Source organism: Micrococcus sp. Mcc28, assembly GCF_024519775.1.
Lineage (GTDB): Bacteria > Actinomycetota > Actinomycetes > Actinomycetales > Micrococcaceae > Micrococcus > Micrococcus luteus.
Genome location: NZ_JALJRH010000006.1, coordinates 134,646 through 153,253, shown reverse-complemented (window position 1 = coordinate 153,253; position 18,608 = coordinate 134,646). Strand labels below are relative to the sequence as shown.

At 72.5% G+C, this 18,608-nt stretch carries 17 protein-coding genes; 6 read left to right on the top strand and 11 right to left on the bottom strand.

The window, feature by feature from the left end; translation table 11 throughout:
• Window positions 1-899: 899 nt before the first annotated feature.
• The 4 genes from NR073_RS04920 to NR073_RS04905 all read right to left on the bottom strand — a co-directional run bounded on the left by NR073_RS04920 (window position 900) and on the right by NR073_RS04905 (window position 5,216).
• Window positions 900-2,594 (bottom strand): cytochrome bc complex cytochrome b subunit, encoded by a 1,695-nt coding sequence (locus NR073_RS04920; RefSeq protein ID WP_060973439.1) that lies wholly within the window; start codon window positions 2,592-2,594, stop codon window positions 900-902.
• Between the two features lie 5 nt (window positions 2,595-2,599).
• Window positions 2,600-3,676, bottom strand: a complete 1,077-nt coding sequence (locus tag NR073_RS04915) for a ubiquinol-cytochrome c reductase iron-sulfur subunit (protein ID WP_044658560.1) — start codon at window positions 3,674-3,676, stop codon at window positions 2,600-2,602.
• A 69-nt stretch (window positions 3,677-3,745) separates the two neighbouring features.
• Window positions 3,746-4,552 carry a cytochrome c gene (locus NR073_RS04910; RefSeq protein ID WP_002854532.1) on the bottom strand — a complete coding sequence of 269 codons (807 nt, stop codon included), beginning with the start codon at window positions 4,550-4,552 and terminating at the stop codon, window positions 3,746-3,748.
• Between the two features lie 85 nt (window positions 4,553-4,637).
• Window positions 4,638-5,216 (bottom strand): cytochrome c oxidase subunit 3, encoded by a 579-nt coding sequence (locus NR073_RS04905; protein WP_020625607.1) that lies wholly within the window; start codon window positions 5,214-5,216, stop codon window positions 4,638-4,640.
• A gap of 250 nt (window positions 5,217-5,466) precedes the next feature.
• On the opposite strand from NR073_RS04905, the gene trpD reads away from it, so the two are divergent.
• Entirely contained in the window at window positions 5,467-6,525 is a 1,059-nt protein-coding gene (gene trpD / locus NR073_RS04900) for an anthranilate phosphoribosyltransferase (RefSeq protein WP_044658561.1), read from the top strand.
• Window positions 6,526-6,579: 54 nt separating this feature from the next.
• On the opposite strand, the gene NR073_RS04895 is transcribed toward trpD, so the two are convergent.
• Together NR073_RS04895 and NR073_RS04890 are read right to left on the bottom strand one after the other, a co-directional pair.
• Window positions 6,580-6,861, bottom strand: a complete 282-nt coding sequence (locus NR073_RS04895; RefSeq protein WP_036384759.1) for an Lrp/AsnC family transcriptional regulator — start codon at window positions 6,859-6,861, stop codon at window positions 6,580-6,582.
• Window positions 6,862-6,929: 68 nt separating this feature from the next.
• Complete coding sequence (locus NR073_RS04890; protein ID WP_036315092.1) at window positions 6,930-7,346, bottom strand: DUF3054 domain-containing protein; 417 nt, start codon at window positions 7,344-7,346, stop codon at window positions 6,930-6,932.
• A gap of 109 nt (window positions 7,347-7,455) precedes the next feature.
• On the opposite strand from NR073_RS04890, the gene NR073_RS04885 reads away from it, so the two are divergent.
• Window positions 7,456-8,106, top strand: a complete 651-nt coding sequence (locus tag NR073_RS04885; RefSeq protein WP_044658562.1) for a hypothetical protein — start codon at window positions 7,456-7,458, stop codon at window positions 8,104-8,106.
• Window positions 8,107-8,297: 191 nt separating this feature from the next.
• Window positions 8,298-8,543, top strand: a complete 246-nt coding sequence (locus tag NR073_RS04880; protein ID WP_002854519.1) for a superinfection immunity protein — start codon at window positions 8,298-8,300, stop codon at window positions 8,541-8,543.
• Window positions 8,544-8,559: 16 nt separating this feature from the next.
• On the opposite strand, the gene NR073_RS04875 is transcribed toward NR073_RS04880, so the two are convergent.
• Window positions 8,560-9,108: a hypothetical protein gene (locus NR073_RS04875; RefSeq protein WP_041103774.1), complete on the bottom strand. Its 549-nt coding sequence runs from the start codon at window positions 9,106-9,108 to the stop codon at window positions 8,560-8,562.
• A 59-nt stretch (window positions 9,109-9,167) separates the two neighbouring features.
• Window positions 9,168-11,273 carry an NADPH-dependent 2,4-dienoyl-CoA reductase gene (locus tag NR073_RS04870; RefSeq protein WP_041103776.1) on the bottom strand — a complete coding sequence of 702 codons (2,106 nt, stop codon included), beginning with the start codon at window positions 11,271-11,273 and terminating at the stop codon, window positions 9,168-9,170.
• Window positions 11,274-11,422: 149 nt separating this feature from the next.
• Here NR073_RS04870 and NR073_RS04865 point away from each other — a divergent pair, with 149 nt between their 5' ends.
• The 3 genes from NR073_RS04865 to NR073_RS04855 all read left to right on the top strand — a co-directional run bounded on the left by NR073_RS04865 (window position 11,423) and on the right by NR073_RS04855 (window position 13,577).
• Window positions 11,423-11,899, top strand: a complete 477-nt coding sequence (locus tag NR073_RS04865) for an NfeD family protein (RefSeq protein ID WP_020624804.1) — start codon at window positions 11,423-11,425, stop codon at window positions 11,897-11,899.
• A gap of 52 nt (window positions 11,900-11,951) precedes the next feature.
• Complete coding sequence (locus NR073_RS04860) at window positions 11,952-13,142, top strand: SPFH domain-containing protein (RefSeq protein WP_036315078.1); 1,191 nt, start codon at window positions 11,952-11,954, stop codon at window positions 13,140-13,142.
• 87 nt (window positions 13,143-13,229) lie between these two features.
• On the top strand, window positions 13,230-13,577 hold the full coding sequence (locus NR073_RS04855; RefSeq protein WP_080772566.1) for an RNA polymerase-binding protein RbpA: 348 nt from the start codon (window positions 13,230-13,232) through the stop codon (window positions 13,575-13,577).
• 76 nt (window positions 13,578-13,653) lie between these two features.
• Here the strand turns inward: NR073_RS04855 and NR073_RS04850 are convergent, their stop codons facing one another.
• The 3 genes from NR073_RS04850 to NR073_RS04840 all read right to left on the bottom strand — a co-directional run bounded on the left by NR073_RS04850 (window position 13,654) and on the right by NR073_RS04840 (window position 18,580).
• Window positions 13,654-14,385, bottom strand: coding sequence for a polyprenol monophosphomannose synthase (locus tag NR073_RS04850; protein ID WP_036315073.1), 732 nt, complete (start codon window positions 14,383-14,385; stop codon window positions 13,654-13,656).
• 90 nt (window positions 14,386-14,475) lie between these two features.
• A complete protein-coding gene (locus tag NR073_RS04845) occupies window positions 14,476-15,570 on the bottom strand; it encodes a hypothetical protein (protein WP_041103783.1) in 1,095 nt (364 codons plus the stop codon).
• Between the two features lie 19 nt (window positions 15,571-15,589).
• Window positions 15,590-18,580 carry an RNA helicase gene (locus tag NR073_RS04840; RefSeq protein ID WP_041103785.1) on the bottom strand — a complete coding sequence of 997 codons (2,991 nt, stop codon included), beginning with the start codon at window positions 18,578-18,580 and terminating at the stop codon, window positions 15,590-15,592.
• Between the last annotated feature and the right edge of the window lie 28 nt (window positions 18,581-18,608).

Sequence of the window (18,608 nt, the reverse complement as noted above, 5' to 3'; positions counted from 1 at the left end):
CCGTCAGCGGGTCATTCCCTGGCCACCTATGGGCAGCTTTTCATGGCCGCTTACACTCTCTCGCCCCGGTCCGGGCCAGGGGGTGTGCTGGTCGATCGCTGAGTTGCAGCTCGGTGCACCCCGCCCGGGCACCGCTGCCACACGCGGCGACAGGTCCGGCTTCGCCGTGAGGCCGTCAGAGCTCCGCGCGCCACCGCTAGGGGGTCGGCCCGTGTCCCACAGCTTGCAGGTGCACGGTGCGCCTCGGCCTGCGGCGGCGACCCGCTGAGGCGTCTGGCGCCGGTCTTTCCCTGCCGGGGTGGGCACGCAGGCGGAGGATTCCGGCCCGGTGCCGGTACGTTCGACCGTGTCCGGGCGCAGCTGGTGGTGGGCGGGCGCAGCGGACGGTACAGAGGGCAGTGGTGTGCGTGGGCGAGGCCCATGCGCGGACCTCCCTCCGAGGACGAGCGGATGTCGCAGCGCCCACCCGTGGTGGGGCGCCACCTCATCGACTCTGAGCGCACGTGGGAGGAGAGCCGCTTGAGGACCCAGAGCATCGACGGTGCCCGTCTCCGGCCGTCTCTCGGGATGCCCCCGTAGAACGCCACCTGCATCCGCCCCGCATCCGTCGTCGCGGACCGGACGCACGCCTGTCCGTGCCCGAACCGGCCGGCCGCGACGAGCGAGGCGCACCACTTTGCTCACGCCCACCCGAGGTGGCCGCCGAACGAGGACCCCGCAGCGCAGGACGCAGAGACCCGGCAGTCGGGGGGGCGGGGCGCTGGACCGCCTCGTGACGCCCGCTGCGGCCGTGGGCGGGCTCTCCCTCGGTGGCCGCGGCGGCCCGCCTCCCGGGACGCCGAAGGGCCCCGCGCACCGTGGTGCGCGGGGCCCTTCGTCAGAGGATCAGCCGACCGGGGTCAGCGCTCCAGACGAGGAGCGTCCGAGCCGTGTCCGAGCTCGACGGGGTGCTCCTCGTGGCCATGCTGACCGTGGGTACGGGCCTCCACCAGCTCCTCGCGGGAGACCGGGGCGACGCGTTCCTGGTAGAACATGCGGTTCAGGCCGGCACGGGCCTTCTCCAGCATGCCCACCTTGCCGTTGCGGCTGGGGATGGCAGCCACCGGACGGCGGTCCTCGAAGGACACCAGGCGGTACAGCTCGTAGTCGGTGAGCTGACGGTGCCGCTCGTGGAAGCCGCCCTCGGGGGACATCTCGATGACACCGGCCTCGTGGCCGTGGAGCACGAGCTCACGGTCCTTGCGCTGCAGGGACAGGCAGATGCGGCGGGTCACGATGAAGGCGATCACCGGGCCGAGGAAGAACAGCGCGCGCAGCACGTACAGCACGTCGTTCAGGGAGAGGTGGAAGTGGGTGGCGATGAGGTCCGAGGACGCGGCCGCCCACATGACGCAGTACCAGACGACGGCGGCCACGCCGATGCCCGTGCGGGCCGGGGCGTTGCGCGGACGGTCGAGCAGGTGGTGCTCAGTGTTGTCCTTGGTGATCCACCGCTCGATCCAGGGCCAGGTGCACATGCCGACGAGCAGGACGCCGACCGGGATCAGCGGCACGAGCACGCCCATGGGCAGGGACACCGAGGAGCCCCACGGCATCGGGATGTTCCAGAGGAAGGAGTAGTCGCCGATCATGCCCGGCATGAGGCGCAGGGCGCCGTCGAACACGCCGATGTACCAGTCGGGCTGGGTGCCGGCCTGCACCGGGGACGGATCGTACGGGCCGTAGTTCCAGTTGGCGTTGATCGTCACCGTGGAGGCGATGAGCGCGAGCACACCGAACACGATGAAGAAGAAGCCGCCGGCCTTGGCCGCGTACACGGGGCCCACCGGGTAGCCGACCACGTTGTCCTCGGTGCGGCCCGGGCCCGGGTACTGGGTGTGCTTGTGCACGACGACCATGAACAGGTGGATGCCGATCAGCAGCAGGATGGCGGCCGGCACGATCATGATGTGCAGGGCGTACAGGCGGCCGATGACCGAGTGGCCGGGGAACTCGCCGCCGAAGAAGAAGGCGGAGAGGTACGTGCCCACCAGCGGCAGCGACTTCAGGATGCCGTCGATGATGCGCAGGCCGTTGCCGGAGAGCACCTCGTCGGGCAGGGAGTAGCCGGTGAAGCCGGCGGCCCAGCCGGCCATCAGCAGGAAGCAGCCGACCAGCCAGTTCAGCTCACGCGGGCGACGGAACGCGCCGGTGAAGAACACGCGCAGCATGTGGACGGACATGGCCGCCACGAACATCAGCGCCGCCCAGTGGTGCAGCTGGCGCATGAACAGGCCGCCGCGCACGTCGAACGAGATGTCCAGGGTCGAGGCGTAGGCCGCGGACATCTCGATGCCGCGCAGCGGGGCGTAGGCCCCGTCGTAGACGACCTCCGACATGGAGGGGTCGAAGAAGAGGGTGAGGAACGCGCCGGACAGCAGCAGGATGACGAAGCTGTACAGGGCGACCTCGCCGAACATGAACGTCCAGTGGTCCGGGAAGATCTTGCGGCCGAAGAACTTCACGATCGGCGACATGCCCATGCGGGTGTCGACGAAGTTGGCGATGCGGCCGGTCGTGGTCGCCGGCTGGAACTCATTCACGGTGGTGCTCATAGGTGTCAGCCACGCTCCCAGTAGACAGGCCCGACGGGCTCATGGAAATCGCTCTGGGCCACGAGGTAGCCCTCGTCGTCCACGGTGATCGGCAGCTGCGGCAGCGCGTGGCTGGCCGGGCCGAAGATGACCTTGCACTCCTGCGTCAGGTCGAAGGTCGACTGGTGGCAGGGGCAGAGCAGGTGGTGGGTGTGCTGCTCGTACAGGGCGATCGGGCAGCCCACGTGCGTGCAGACCTTGGAGTAGGCGAAGATCCCGTCCACGTTCCAGTCCTCGCGACCCGGGGTGATCTTCACCTTGGCCGGGTCGAGGCGCATGAGCAGGACGACGGCCTTGGCCTTCTGGTTGAGCTTGTCAGGGCCCAGGTCGTTCAGGCCGTCGGGGATGACGTGCACGGCGGAGCCGAGCGTGACGTCCGAGGCCTTGATGGGGGAGCCGGTGGGGTCGCGCACGAGGCGCACGCCCTCGGCCCACATGGTGTGACGCAGACGCTCCGGACCGAAGTTGTGGATCTCCTCATCCGAGAAGTTGTCCGAGTCGTCCAGATCGCGGAACACGGCGATGAACGGCAGGGGGGCAAGCAGGGCGGCGCCGATCAGGGTGTTGCGCAGCAGGGGGCGGCGCTTGATCTGCGACTCGTCCAGGATCTCGGAGATCATCCCGGTGGCGGCGACACGGTCGGCCTCCGAGCGGATCTCATGACGGTCCTCCACGGTCTCGTGGTCGGGCATCAGGGTCTTGGCCCAGTGCACCACGCCGATGCCGATGCCGAACATGGCGAGGGCGGTGCCCAGGCCGAGCAGCAGGTTCTGCAGGTAGATCTTGCTGAACGCCTCACCGTTCCCGATCTGCCCCACGCCGAAGTAGCCGATGAAGAAGAGCACCGTGCCCACGATGGAGATGAGGAACATGACCGAGACCTGACGCTCGGCGCGCTTCGCAGCCTTCGGATCCTCATCGGCCAGGCGCGGACGGTGCGGAGGCAGGCCCGGGTTGTCGATCGCGTACCGGGGCGCGTCCTCGCCGGCGTGCTCGAGGGAACCCGAGCGGTGCTCGGTCCCTTCAAAGCCTTTCTCGCCCATATGTCCTGTTTCCTTTACTCGAGTGATGAATGTCGATGACGGGTGGTCGGCGCGCCTGCGCCGACGGGATCAGGAGGACCGGCTGGTGAGCCAGACCATGAAGCCGATGATCAGCGCCAGGCCCGCGGTCCAGATGAACAGGCCCTCGGAGACGGGGCCGAGCGAGCCGAGGGCGAGGCCGCCGGGGGAGCCCTGGTTCTCGATGGTCTTCAGGTAGGCGATGATGTCGCGCTTGTCCTCGGGCTTGATGTTCGAGTCGGAGAACACCGGCATGTTCTGCGGGCCGGTCTCCATGGCCTCGTAGATGTGCTTCTCCTCCACGCCGTGCAGAGACGGGGCGTACTTGCCGCGGGTGAGCGCACCGCCGGCCGCAGCCGCGTTGTGGCACATGGCGCAGTTGATGCGGAACAGGTCGCCGCCGCGGGTGATGTCCACATCCTCGTGGTTCACATCCAGGTACTCGTCCTCGGGGACGGCGGGGCCGGCGCCCAGCGAGGCGACGTAGGCGGCGAGCTGCGCCGTCTGCTCGTCGTTGAACTGGTTCGGCTTGACCTGGGCCTGCGGGCCGTTCATCTGCATCGGCATGCGGCCGGTGCCCACCTGGAAGTCGACGGAGGCGGCGCCGACACCGATCAGGGACGGACCGGAGGGACCCCCCGCGGCACCCGTGCCGTGGCACGAGGCGCAGTTCGCGTTGAAGAGCTTCTCGCCCTCGGAGATGTCATCAGCCGAGGCGGCCGCGGTGACCTGCGTGGCCGCCTGCGCCTGGTTCACGGTGCTCGCGACGGAGTACAGTCCGCCGGTCACCAGGAGTCCCAGCAGGAGGAGCGCCAGCCCCATCAGGGGATGGCGTCGGTTCTGCGAAAGTGCCTTCACGGGGGTTTCCTATCGTTCTCTTCCCGGGCGGGCCGCTCATGCTGCCGGCCCGGGCCTGAAGTCGGTGCGGTGAGTGGGGGTCGTCTTACTTCAGGAAGTAGACGATGAAGAACAGGGCGATCCAGACGACGTCCACGAAGTGCCAGTAGTAGGACACGACGATCGCCGACGTCGCCTCGTGGTGGCCGAAGCGGCGGGCCATGTAGGCGCGGCCGATGATGAAGAGGAACGCGATCAGGCCGCCGGTCACGTGGATGGCGTGGAAGCCGGTGGTGATGTAGAACGCCGAGCCGTACGCGTTCGCCGCGACGGTCACACCCTCGGAGACGAGAACCGCGTACTCGTAGGACTGCACCGCCACGAAGATCGAGCCCATGATGAAGGTCAGGATGAACCACTCGACCATGCCCCACTTCCCGAACTGCAGGAAGCCGCCGGTGCGGCGGGGCTGAAGGCGCTCGGCGGCGAGGACGCCGAACTGGGCGGTGACGGAGGAGAGCACCAGGATCGTCGTGTTCACCGCGGCGAGCGGGACGTTGAGGATCGCGGTGTGCTCGGCCCAGAGCTCCGGAGACGTGGAGCGCAGGGTGAAGTACATGGCGAAGAGCCCACCGAAGAACATGAGCTCGCTGGCAAGCCACACCATGGTCCCGACCTGCACCATGTTCGGCCGGCTCGGGAGCCCCGTGGTGGGCTGATGGAGAGTGGGGTTAGCTGTGGTCACCCAGCCATTATGGCCCCAAACACCGCCCGGGCGGTAAATCGAACCTACCGTGTCGCAGGACAGGTCGTCAGCACCGTCGGGGGGTTTCAGTGACAGTCGGGGGCTGGCGTCCAGGGGATGTTCAGGTTCGCGGTGCGCGGCGCATGACACGACGCGGTGCCGGGTGCGGCCGGGCCGCTAGGCTCAGTGCGTGAGCACCCCCGAGAACACCGCAGCAGTCCTTGGGACCTCCTGGCCGGAGGTCTTCCGCGCCCTCACCGTCGGTGAGGACCTCAGCGACGACGTCGCCGCGTGGGCCATGGGGGAGATGATGGCCGGCGATGCCACCGAGGGGCAGGTGGGGGGATTCCTCCTCGCCCTGGCCGCCAAGGGGGTGACGGTGCCGGAGCTGCGCGGCCTGACCGAGGCGATGGTGCAGGCGGCGAACCCGGTGCACGTGCCGGGGGAGACCCTCGACGTCGTGGGCACGGGCGGCGACCGTCTGGGGACCGTGAACCTCTCCACGATGTCCTCGCTCGTGGCCGCAGGTGCGGGCGCGCGGATCGTCAAGCACGGGAACCGCGGCGCCTCGTCCACCGCCGGCGCGGCCGACGTGATCGAGGCCCTCGGCGTGGACTTGTCCATGCCGGCCCGGAAGGCCGAGGAGTGCGCCGAGGCCGTGGGCATCACGTTCCTGTTCGCCCAGAACTACCACCCGTCCATGAAGTATGTGGCCCCGGTGCGCAAGCAGCTCGGCGTGCCCACCGTGTTCAACTTCCTCGGCCCCCTGAGCAATCCGGCCCAGGTCACCGCCCAGGCCCTGGGCTGCTCGAGTGAGGCCATGGTCCCGCTGCTGGCGCAGGTGCTCGCGGACCGGGGGGTGCGCGGCTTCGTCTTCCGCGGGGCGGACGGCCGGGACAAGATCACGACGTCGGGGCCGTCGACCGTCATGGAGGTCCGGGACGGTGTGCGCACCCACGAGCTCGATCCCCGGGAGCTGGGCATCGACCTGGCCCCCGTCCAGGCCCTGGCCGGGCGGGACGGCGCCTACAATGCGACCCTCGTCCGCGCTCTGCTGGCGGGGGAGAAGGGCCCGATCCGCGACGCCGTCCTCCTCAACGCGGCCGCGGGCCTGACGGCCTGGGACCGCGACGCGGACGCGCCGCTGATGGAGCGACTGGCGGCCAACATGGCGCGGGCCGCCGAGTCGATCGACTCCGGCGCCGCGCGTGACGTCCTGGACCGCTGGGTCGCCTTCTCCCGATCCTGATGGTGCGACGACGGGCCCTCGCCGGCGAGATGGGGCCCGTCGTGGAGAGGACGCTCAGGAGTCGAAGCCGAGCGCCCATCCCTCGCCGAGGTCCTCAGACGAGTAGGTCCGGAAGGCCAGCATGGTCTCGGTGTCCTGGATCCCGTCGACCTTGGAGAGGTGGTCGGCGATCACGTCGGCGAGGTCCTCATAGCGGCGCACCTTGACCATCGCCACCAGGTCCCACGCGCCGGTCACGGAGTAGACCGACCCGACCCCCTCGAGCGCAGCGAGGGCCTCGGCGGTCTCCGGGATGCTGGATTTGTCGGTCTTGATCAAGACGATGGCGGTGACCACGGGCGGTCCTCATTTCCTCGATGCTGCGGGTCCGGTGTCCGCGATGATCCTAGCTGCGCGCCGGCTCCTCACCTCCGGGTGCGGCGCACCAGCCAGGCGGTCACTGCCCGGCGGCCCAGGAGCAGGACGCCCAGCACCCCGAGCGCCACGAGCACGAAGGACACGGGTGCGCCACCGAGGCCGAAGGCCACGCGCAGGACCATCCCGACGGCGACGGTCCCCAGCCAGACGATCACGCCGTGGGGCCACACGCGGGCCCAGGTCCGGTGTCCGGAGGTCAGCCCGGTCATGAGCAGGAGGCCCGCGAGGAACGGCGCCGCCGTGACCAGCAGACCCAGCAGCCCGCGCTCCGTGGAGTGCTGCCCCTGGCCCAGAGCCACGAAGAGGACGGTGAGCAGGAGGTCGACGGCAAGCGCAGGCAGGGCGCCGCGCGGGGCGCGATGCTCGGCGGGCACGACACGACGGGCGGTGGGGGAGGACGTCATGCATCCAGTCTGGCGCACCGAGACGTCCGGACGGAGCGTCCGGCCGAGGACGGCTCGGCAGACGGGCCCCACAACAAGACAGCGCCTTTGTCAGAGGTAGGCTCACTGCATGGTGTCCGTGCATCTGGTGCCCATCCGACCGACCGCCGCCACCGCTGACGACGCGCGGCGTCTGGCAGCCGCGCTGCTCGACGATCCTCGCCCGGACGCGGCTGTGACCGCGGCGGCGTGGCTTCTCGACGAATCCGGCCCGGGCACCGATGCGGCGTCGCACGACGGCGAGCTGGCCGTCGTCGTCGACGGCATGGCGGCCACGGTCGGCTTGGCGCTGTGGGCCGTGCGGACCGGGTCCTGGGCGGTGCTGTTGGATCCCGAGGATGCCCTCGACAAGGATTCATCATTGTCGTACCTGACAACAGCCGAGCGGCGGCGGGCCCGGCGGGCACCGGGCCGACTCGTGCTGCCGGGCGGAGGTCGCGCGGACCGCGCCTCGGATGCCGGCCGAGAGGCTGATCTGCGCTGTGCGGAGGCCACCCTGCAGCTGGTCGCCGCGGTGGAACGGCGCCGGTCCGCTGATCAGCACGCGGCGGGACGGCTGGTCGAAGCCGGCGCCAGTCAGCGAGAGGCGGCGGCCGAACTCGGGATCAGCCAGCAGGCCGTCCATTCCCGGTTGCGACACGGGCTCTGGCACGAGAGCCGGACGGCGGTGGCGGCTGTCCTGCCGTTGCTGGAGCGGCTGTCCGCAGACCCGGGGGAGTGAACCCCGGCACGCGGTGTCGGTGCCGCCCGGCGCGGCCACCTGGGCCAGTTCACGACGCGGCGCGTGCCGTGCAGGCGGCCTCCGAAGGGGAGGCGAAGAACAGGCTAGTTGACATAATGTACATTATCGGCGCACTGCGGAACGGTGGACAGGGCGCCCTCCGCGGCGGGTCTCGCGCGTAGCCTGGACCCATGACGATCATGACCGACCAGCGCGACCGCCCCCTGCACGCGACGATCGCCGTCGTCCTGGCCATCGCCACGGCGGGCTACCTGGCTCCATGGGCCGTCGCCGCCGTCCGTGGCCGTTCCAACGTGTGGGCGGTATTCTGGGTGAACCTGCTCACCGGGTGGACCGTCCTCGGCTGGTGCATCGCGCTGTACATGTCGCTCACCAGCCATCGCCGGCTGCGGTCCTGGGGTCCGCGCGGCCTCTGACCGCGCGGACCGCCCCTCAGGTAAGACGCGCGACGACGGCCCGCACACCGTCTCCCTCGGCGATGAGGCATCGCGGGCCGTCGACGTCCGCCTCATCCGTCTCCGACAGCTCGACCGGCACCTCGAGCTCCCCCGTCGCATCGGCGCCGATCACGCGGAGGGTGAGGTCCGGGGCGCGCGTCTCGAGGTAGGTCCCGGACTCGTCGTGCATCTCGAGTCGGGCCTGCGGGATCTCGCCGCGCACGCCCGCCGCGAGGATGCGGCGCGCGTCCGGGTCGGTGGCGGCGTCCACGACCCAGCGGTGTCCCAGGACGGAGTGCTCCGCCTCGGCCACGACGTCCCCCTCGAGGGGTGCGTCGCCTCGGTAGGCGAACGCGGTCTGATACAGCTGGTCCCCCACGCGCACGAGCATCGACTCGACGCCGATCTCGCCGGCGGGATCGTCGAACCGGTACGAGCCGACCTTCTCGGCGGTCACGTCCGCGGGCAGTCCGTGCGCCACGAGGCGGCGGCGGATCCATTCGGGCTTGTCCGGGTCCAGGCGTGCGGTGTAGATGAGAGCCATGCCCCGACCGTAGCCCTGACGTCGTCCGCCCGGGAGGGCCCGCCGGCCGGCGGCGCGGCTCAGCCCTGCACGGCCCGCACGGCGTGGTCCATGGCCCGGTAGGCGTCGAGCTCGCGGGCTTCGGCCGCGCCACCGATCAGGCGCACCGCCTCCGGCGCGTAGCCCGCAGCCACCAGGTCCTCGACGAGATCCGTCTCGGACTCCTGCCCGGCGCACACGACGACGTCCGTCACATCCAGGGTCAGCGGCACGCGTGTCTCGGGGTCCTCCGGGGACGGCGCGGTCACGCGCAGGCCGTCGGGGCCGAGGCCCTCGTAGGTCACACCGGAGTGCAGGTGGACCCCGTGCCGCCGCAGCTCGGCGCGGTGCACCCAGCCGGTGGTGGGGCGCAGTCGGACGCCGATCGGTCCGGGGCTGCGCTGGAGCAGGTGGACCTCGCGTCCGGGGTGGGCCGCGGCCGGCTTCGCCAGCTGGCCCGGCGTCTGAGAGGTCAGTGCCACGCCCCAGCGGGCCCGCCAGTGCTCCTGCGTCTCGGGTGTCCCGTCCGGCCGTTCCGTGCCGGCCGCCAGGGCCTCGGCGACATCCACGCCCACGCCGCCGGCGCCGATCACCGCGACGCGCGGACCGACGTCGACGTGGCCCAGGACCACGTCGTCGTACGCGTGGACGGCGGGCGCGCCCGGCTCCCCCGCCCCGGGCAGAGCGACGGGCCGCGGCCGCACGCCGGTGGTGAGGAGCACCTCGTCGTAGCCCGGCCGCCCATCGTCCGTGAGGAGTGTCTGTGCGGACACCTCCTCCCCGGTCACGAGCGTCACCCCGGATGCCGCCGCGCGGGCCGCCAGGTGCTCCAGCGCGGGACCGAACTCCTCCTTGCCGGGGATGCGCCGGGCGAGCCGGAACTGCCCGCCGGGCTCGGCGTGCCGGTCGAACAGGGTGACCTCGTGCCCGAACCGGGCCGCACGCTCCGCGGCCGTGAGGCCCGCCGGCCCGGCACCGACCACGGCGATCCGGCGCCGGCGGCCCAGGGCCACCGGGACGGGCGCGGCGTACTCCGGCTCCGTCTCCCGCCCGGCGCGGGGGTTCATCAGGCACGAGACCTTGGCCCCGGTGAACACGTGGTCGAGGCAGGCCTGGTTGCAGGCGATGCACGGGGTCAGGGTCCGAGCGCGCGGGTCGCTGATCGCGGCCATCCACTCGGGGTCCGCCAGCAGGGGCCGGGCCAGCCCGACGAGCGCGGCGGCCCCGGACGTCAGCGCCTCCTCCGCCTCGGCGGGGGTGGTGAGCCGGTTGGAGGCGATCACGGGGATGTCGACGGCGGCGGTCAGGTCAGCCGAGGCGGCGAGGAACGCGGCGCGCGGCACGGAGGTCACGATGGTCGGCACGCGGGACTCGTGCCACCCGATGCCGGTCATCAGGACGTCCGCTCCGGCGGCCTCGAAGGCCCGGGCGGTGTCCGCGATCTCCGCGCGCGTCTGCCCGTCGGGGACCAGGTCCGCCGCCGAGGTGCGCACCGAGAGCACGCCGCGCTCCCCCAGCGCCTCGCGCACGGCCGCGACCACCGCCGCCGGGAACCGGCGTCGGCGCTCGGCGTCGCCCCCGTACTCGTCCGCGCGTCGGTTCGTCGCCGGGGCGAGGAACTGGTTGAGGAGGTAGCCCTCCGAGGCCATGATCTCCACGCCGTCGTATCCGGCCTCCAGGGCCAACGTGGCCGCGCGTGCGAACGCGTTCACGGTCCGCTCGATGTCCGCGGCCGTCATCTCCCGGGGCGTGTGCCGCGAGATCGGCGCTCGCACCGCGGAGGCCGAGACCAGGTCGGGGCTGGGGGCGTAGCGTCCCGCGTGCAGCAGCTGGGCGAGGATCCTGCCCCCGGCGGCGTGGACGGCGTCCGTGACGACGCGATGGGCGCGCGCGTCCTCCTCGCTGGCGAGCATCCCCCCGCCCAGCGTCACCGTGCCCTCGGGGACGACGCCCAGGCCGCCGGTGACGATGAGTCCGACGCCGCCGCGTGCCCGCTCCGCGTAGAACGCCGCCAGCTGCGGCAGGTCGTCGTGCCGGTCCTCCAGTCCCATGTGCATCGAGGCCATGACCACCCGGTTGGGCAGCGTGAGGGGGCCCAGGGTGATCGGCTGGAGCAGGGGCGAGACCGCGACGGGTGAAGATGTCATGCAGCTCACATTACCGGGCGGTAGCTCCCGACTTCCAGGACCGCCTGGGGACACGCTGTGTCCAAAGCCACTGCGTAGGGCAGGATGGGGATCACACGTCGACGCGCGGCAGACCCGTCCGCGCACCCGACACGGAGGGGAGCGCACGCATGGAGTGGATCGAGGCGAACGCGGGCTGGCTGTGGCTGGTGCTGGCCGCCGGCCTGGCCGGCGTCGAGCTGCTGACCCTCGACCTCGTCTTCCTGATGATCGCCGCCGGGGCCGGCGCGGCGGGGGTGGTCGCGCTCGTGGGCGGCCCGCTGGCGCTCCAGCTCGCGGCGTTCGCCGCCGTCGCCCTGCTGATGCTCGCCGCCGTGCGCCCCGTCGCCCTGCGCCACCTGCGCAAGGACACCGGCGCCGGCGCCTCCTACCTGGACACGCTCCCGGGGCGTCGCGTCGCGGCCCAGGGCGCGATCACCGGCGACGCCGGCACGCTCGCCGTCGACGGCGACACCTGGTCCGCCCGCGTCGAGCCCGGGGCGCCCGAGGTCGCCCCCGGCGACGAGGTGACCGTCCTGCGCATCGACGGGGCCACCCTGGTGGTCCGCCCGCTCCCCCGCATCGACTGGGAGGCGGACGGCGCCTGAGCCGCCCCACGTCCTCGTTCCGACCGCACCGACCCCAGAAGAAGGGACCCCGATGGAAACCCTCATCGTCCTCGTCGTCCTCGCCGTCCTCGCGGCGGTGATCGTGGCCTCCTCGGTCAAGATCATCCCGCAGGCGCGGACGGCCAACATCGAACGCCTCGGCAAGTACAACCGCACGGCCGGCGCCGGGCTGACCCTGATCATCCCGTTCGTGGACCGCATGCTCCCGATGGTGGACATGCGCGAGCAGGTCGTCTCCTTCCCGCCCCAGCCGGTGATCACCGAGGACAACCTCGTCGTCTCCATCGACACGGTCGTCTACTTCCAGGTCACGGACGCCAAGGCCGCGACCTATGAGATCGCCAACTACATCCACGCGGTGGAGCAGCTCACCACCACCACCCTGCGCAACGTCGTGGGCGGCATGAACCTCGAGGAGGCGCTGACCTCTCGCGACTCCATCAACTCCCAGCTGCGCGGCGTGCTGGACGACGCCACCACGCGCTGGGGCCTGCGGGTCTCGCGGGTGGAGCTCAAGGCCATCGACCCGCCCATGTCCATCCAGGACTCGATGGAGAAGCAGATGCGCGCCGAGCGCGACCGCCGCGCCGCCATCCTCACCGCCGAGGGCACGAAGCAGGCCGCCATCCTCACGGCCGAGGGCGAGCGCCAGTCCCAGATCCTCTCCGCCGAGGGCGAGGCTCAGGCACGCGTGCTGCGCGCCAACGCCGAGGCCGAGGCGATCGAGGTGGTCTTCGACGCCATCCACTCCGGCGGCGCCGACTCCGAGGTCCTGGCCTACCAGTACCTGCAGTCCCTGCCCAAGATCGCCGACGGCCAGGCCACCACCATGTTCGTGGTCCCCGCCGAGCTCACCCGCGCCCTGCAGGGCCTCGGTGAGGCGTTCGCCCCCGGCGACGGCGACCGCCCCACCCCGGAGCGCGCACCCCGGCGTCGGGACTCCGGGGACCGCGCGGGCGAGCCGGGCGCCGAGCACGTCGGCGTCACCCCGGAGCGCGCGCGTCGGCCGCGTGGGTCCCGCCCCACCACCGCGGACGCCCTGCGCGCCAGCGGCGTCATGGACGCGATGACCGCCGGCGCGGTGACGGCGGAGGACATGCCGCAGACCTCGCTCGACGAGGCCCTGGCCACGCCGCAGGAGATTGAGCCCGACCCGTCGGCCGGCCGCACCCCCGGCACCCGCCCGGCCGGCGAGGCCGACGGGAATGCTGTGGGACACTGAATGGTTCCATCAGTGAGGACGACCCGCCGCGCCTCGATCGGCCCGCGCCCCCGCGCGGGCCTCGGCGCGGCCTGACGAGGAGGAAACGTGAGCGATCGCAGCCTGCGGGGCATGCGCCTGGGCGCGCAGTCCCTGGAGTCCGAGGCCGGCGTCGAGCCCGCCGCCCGGCAGCGGGTGGAGTACCGCACGGAGGACGGCGAGCAGGTGTTCGTGACCTTCTCCGTGGAGGCAGACGTGCCGGCCACCTGGACCTCGAAGACCGGCAAGGAGGCGTTCCTCGTCAGCGGCGAGAAGCCGGCTGAGACCGAGGGCAAGCCCGTGCGCACCCACTGGGACATGCTGCGCGAGCGCCGCAGCCTCGACGAGCTGGAGGAGACCTACAAGATCCAGCTCAACAAGCTGCGCGCCAGCCGCGGCGAGGACGTCGACGCCTGACCCGCCGCTCCCCCATGCACGACGGGGCCGGATCCGCCATGGATCCGGCCCCGTCGTCGTTCGGGGGCTGTGCGCCTCAGAGGCCGAGGCGGGCGCGCAGGCCCTCCCAGCGCGCAGCCAGGCCCCAGCGGGTCACGTTGACCACGGCCTCGCCGATGATGCCGCCGCTCATCTTGGACTCGCCGAGCTCACGCTCCACGAACGTGATCGGGACCTCGACGATCCGCTTGCCGAGCCGGGCCGTGCGGAAGGTCATGTCCACCTGGAACCCGTAGCCCTTGGACTCGATCGCGTCCAGGTCGATCGCACGGAGCGTGTCGGCCCGGTAGGCGCGGTAGCCCGCCGTGATGTCCGTCAGGTTGAGGCCGAGCATGATCCGCGGGTACAGGGAGCCGGCCCACGAGATCATCTTGCGGGAGGTCGGCCAGTTCACCATCTTGCCGCCCGGCACGCGGCGCGAGCCGATCACCAGGTCCGCGGTGCGGACGGCCTCCAGCAGGCGCGGCAGCTGCTCGGGCTGGTGCGAGCCGTCCGCGTCCATCTCGACCAGGACGTCGTAGCCGCGCTCCAGGCCCCAGCGGAACCCGGCGATGTAGGCGCCGCCCAGGCCGTCCTTGGTGGTGCGGTGCAGCACGTGCACGGAGGGGTCCTCGGCGGCGCGGGCGTCGGCCCAGTCGCCGGTGCCGTCCGGGGAGGCGTCGTCCACCACGAGAACGTCGGACTCCGGGACGGCGTCACGGAGTCGGCCGAGGGTCAGCGGCAGCGACTCGATCTCGTTGTACGTGGGGATGATGGTCAGCACGCGCATGTGCGGTTCTCGCCTTCCGGCCGGGGTCGTGGGGGCGGCCCGCCGGTCGGACGGGCCATCGCATCCGTTCGAGTATAGGAAGCGGAGGTCTCAGGCCGGCGTCGCGGCGTCGTGAGCGTCGCGGGCCACGTCCTCCGCGGCGATCCGGCCGTCCACCCAGGTGGCCCGCCAGCGGGGCAGGGCGGTCTCGGCGTCGAGGGCCGGCAGCAGCGGCGTGCCGGCCCGGGTGTCCGTGCTCCACGCCGCCACCCGGCCGTCCGGCGACTGCACAGCGACCGCGTCGGCGTCCCAGACGCCGAACACGGCCGGGGCCGACACGCTCAGGCGCGGGGCGACGGACAGGCGTGCCGCCGGAGCGTCGGGCAGCGCGCGCAGCGGGGTGCGGGTCGCGGCGGCGAAGGCGGAGCGGGCGGAGATGCGCTCGTCCGGGTCGGGGTGGGACAGCGCCGACCGGACGGCGGCCCACGGGTCCCCGGCCGGGCCGGCGCCCAGGCACACGGTGACGGCGTCGGCCAGCAGGCTCGCCACGGGGGCGTGCAGCACGCCGTCCGCGTCGGGGACGACGGTGGCGCTGACCCCGGCGGCGGCCAGGAAGGCGCGGTCCTCGGCGGTGACCGGGTGGGTGACCACGAGCCGATGGCGCACGCGGCCCAGGGCGGCGGTGCCGAGTTCCTCCGCGACCGAGCGCAGGGCGGTCAGGGCCACGTCCTGGGCGGCGGGCCCGGCGTCCGCACCGCCGTCGGGGACGAGGTAGGCCTGCTCCCCCGCCTGGGTCGAGGCCGTCAGGAGGCCGGTGAGCGTGGCGGGGTCGGTGTCGGTCCCGACGGGCAGCCACACCCCGGCCGCCTCGGCGTCCACGCGGTCGGCGTGCCGGTAGACGACGGTCTGGACGTCCTCGTCGGCGGGCGCGGCGCCCGTGTCCTCGGGCCCGGCCAGGACCGTCACGACGGCGGTGCCGCGGCTCAGCGCGTCCCGCGCGTCCGCGGGCCGGGCCAGCGGCTCGACGAACACGGGCACGACGACGGCGCCGTCGAGGTCCCGCCGTTCGTCACCCGGGTCGGCCACGCGGTCCGCGGAGTCGTCCGCGCCGAGCCAGGCGATCATCCCGTCCCGGACCAGCAGCGCCTGTGCGTACGGGTCCGTCGTCGAGTGGATGATGCCGCGGGTCAACAGGTGTGCGCTCACCCGCCCACCCTAGCCCGTGTCAGTCCTCGTCCGCGCGCGGCGCCGAGGCCGCCGGCAGCGAGGTGGCCACGACGCCGCGGGAGACGAGGTCCGCGGCCCGGCGGCAGGCACGGCTGCGACGGGTGTCCCCGGGGACGTTGGCCAGCTGGCCCAGCACGTCGATGACCTGCCGCGCCCAGCGGACGAAGTCGCCCGCGGCGAGGTCCGCGCCGTCAAGGGTGCGGCGCAGGGTGGCGCCCCGCACCCAGCGGTGCATGGGTGCCACCAGCCCGGGGTCCGTCCGGGGCGTCGGCTCGAGCCGGGCCTGGGCCTCGTCCGTGCGCAGGCGCTCCTCGATGCGCTCGGCGGCCTCCGCGACGCGCGCGAGCCGGGGGGTCGGCATCGGGACCAGTCCGGGCTCGGTCTCCCCCTTGCCCTGGTACACGAGCAGCGCGGCGACGGCGGCCCACTCCTCCGGCGTCAGGCCGTCCATGGCCGGATCCTGCAGCACCAGCGAGGTGAACAGGTCCCGCTCGCCGTAGATCCGGCGCAGGGCCCCGCCGCGCTCCGTGAGCGCCGCACGGGGTGAGGGCGCGTCCTCCTGCACGTAGCCGTAGGCGCGCAGCAGACCGACCACGCGGTCGAACGTGCGGGCGATGGTGTTGGTGCGGCCCGCGATGCGCTCCCTCAGGACGGAGACCTCCCGCCGCATGGCCCACCAGCGGTCGCCCCAGCGGGCGTGCTCCTCGCGGTCCTGGCAGCCGTGGCACGGGTGGCGGCGCAGCGCCCGGCGCAGCTCCTCGACCCGGGGCGCGGCCGGGTCCTCCCGGAGGCGGAAGCCCGCCGTGCTGCGGCCTCCGGCGGGCGGGCGGCCCGTGCGCACGGCCTCGCGCATGAGCGCGGCGACGTCCTTGCGCTGCGCGGGCGTCTTCACCTGCACCACCTGGGGCAGGGCGGCGCCTGCCACCGGCTCGACCGGCCCGGCGACGTCGTCCACCGTGATGCGGCGCAGCTGCGCCTTGTCCGTGACGACGCCGACGCGCGGATTCTGGGGGTTGCCGGCGGGGAACACGACGACGGCCCGGCCGAGTGAGCGGCCGGCATCGAGCTCGACGACGTCCCCGACCGCGAGGTTCGCGAGCGAGTCCTTCACGGCGGCCAGGTGGGCTCGACGGCGTCCCTGCGAGCCGGACTTCTCCGCGGCCGCGAGCTCCTTGCGCAGGGTGAGGTACTCGGCGAAGTCGCCGAGGTGACACTGCATGGCCTCCTCGTACTTCTCGAGGCTGGCCTGCTTCGAACGGAGCTCGCGGGCCAGGCCCACCACGGAGCGGTCCGCCTGGAACTGGGCGAACGAGGACTCGAGGATGCCCCGCGCCTGCTCCGCGCCGACCTGCGCCAGCAGATTAGCGGACATGTTGTAGGTGGGCCGGAACGAGGAGCGCAGCGGGTACGTGCGGCGCGAGGCCAGGCGCGCGACGGCGGCCGGGTCCAGCCCGGGACGCCACATCACCACGGCGTGGCCCTCGACGTCGATGCCGCGGCGGCCCGCCCGGCCCGTCAGCTGGGTGTACTCCCCCGGCGTGATGTCGACGTGGTTCTCGCCGTTGAACTTGACCAGCTTCTCGATCACCACGGAGCGGGCCGGCATGTTGATGCCGAGGGCGAGGGTCTCCGTGGCGAACACGGCCTTGAGCGCGCCGGCGGTGAACAGGTCCTCGACGGCCTCCTTGAACGGGGGCAGCATGCCGGCGTGGTGGGCCGCGAAGCCCCGGGACAGGCCGTCCCGCCACGCCCAGAACCCGAGGATCTCCAGGTCCTCGACGGGCAGCAGGCGCGCCGCCTCCTCGACCCGCTCGGCCACGAGCGCCTTCTCCCGCGCCGTGGTGAGGTCGAGCCCGGCCCGCAGGCACTGCTCCACGGCGGCGTCGCAGCCGGTCCGGGAGAAGATGAAGGTGATGCATGGCAGCAGCCCGTCGCGGTCGAGGACCCGGATCATCTCCGGACGCGACGTGGACAGCCGCGGTCCGCGCCGCGGGCCGCCGTCGTGACCGCCCGGCCGACCGGAGACCGGCCGCTCCCGGTCCAGTGCGGACGAGCCGGTCCGGCCCCGGCCGCCGTCGCGACCCGTGTGCCGGCCGCCCCTGGCCCGCCCCTTCGTGCCGCCCCCGCGCCCGTCGCGGTGCTGCTGCCGCCCGGGGCGCCCCCAGTCGGCGCGCTGGAACCGGCGCTCGGCCTCCTCCCCCAGGCGCTTGAGCTCGGGGTTGAGCAGGGCCTCCCCGTCCCGGTCCGCGGCGTCCTCGAAGGCGATGTCCTCGGCGAACAGGTCGTAGAGCCGGCCCCCGGCCATGATGTGCTGCCACAGCGGCACCGGCCGGTGTTCCGAGACGATCACGGTGGTGGCGCCCCGGACCGTGTCGAGCCAGGCGCCGAACTCCTCGGCGTTGGACACCGTGGCGGACAGGGAGATCAGCTGCACGTGCTCGGGCAGGTGGATGATGACCTCCTCCCACACCGGTCCCCGGAACCGGTCGGCGAGGTAGTGGACCTCGTCCATGACGACGAAGCCGAGGTCGATGAGGGTGTCCGACTGCGCGTACAGCATGTTGCGCAGCACCTCGGTGGTCATCACGACGACGGGCGCGTCCGGATTGACGGAGGTGTCCCCCGTGAGCAGGCCGACGTTCTCCGCGCCGTGCACGCGGGCGAGGTCCGCGTGCTTCTGGTTGCTGAGGGCCTTGATGGGGGTGGTGTAGAACGCCTTCGTGCCGCGGGCCAGGGCCAGGTGGACGGCGAACTCGCCGACCACCGTCTTGCCGGCACCGGTGGGCGCCGCGACGAGGACGCCGTGGCCGTCCTCGACCTCGGCGCACGCGCGGCGCTGGAAGTCGTCGAGGGGGAAGCCCACGCGTGCGGCGAACCGGCCGAGCTCGGAGCCGGCATGGTGCCGGGCCGCCCGGGCACGGGCGTAGCGCCCCGCCGGGCTCAGCTCGGGTTCGTCGTGCGGGGTCGCGGACGCGGGATGGTGGGCCATGGCCCCACCCTACTGGCGGGTCCGGACG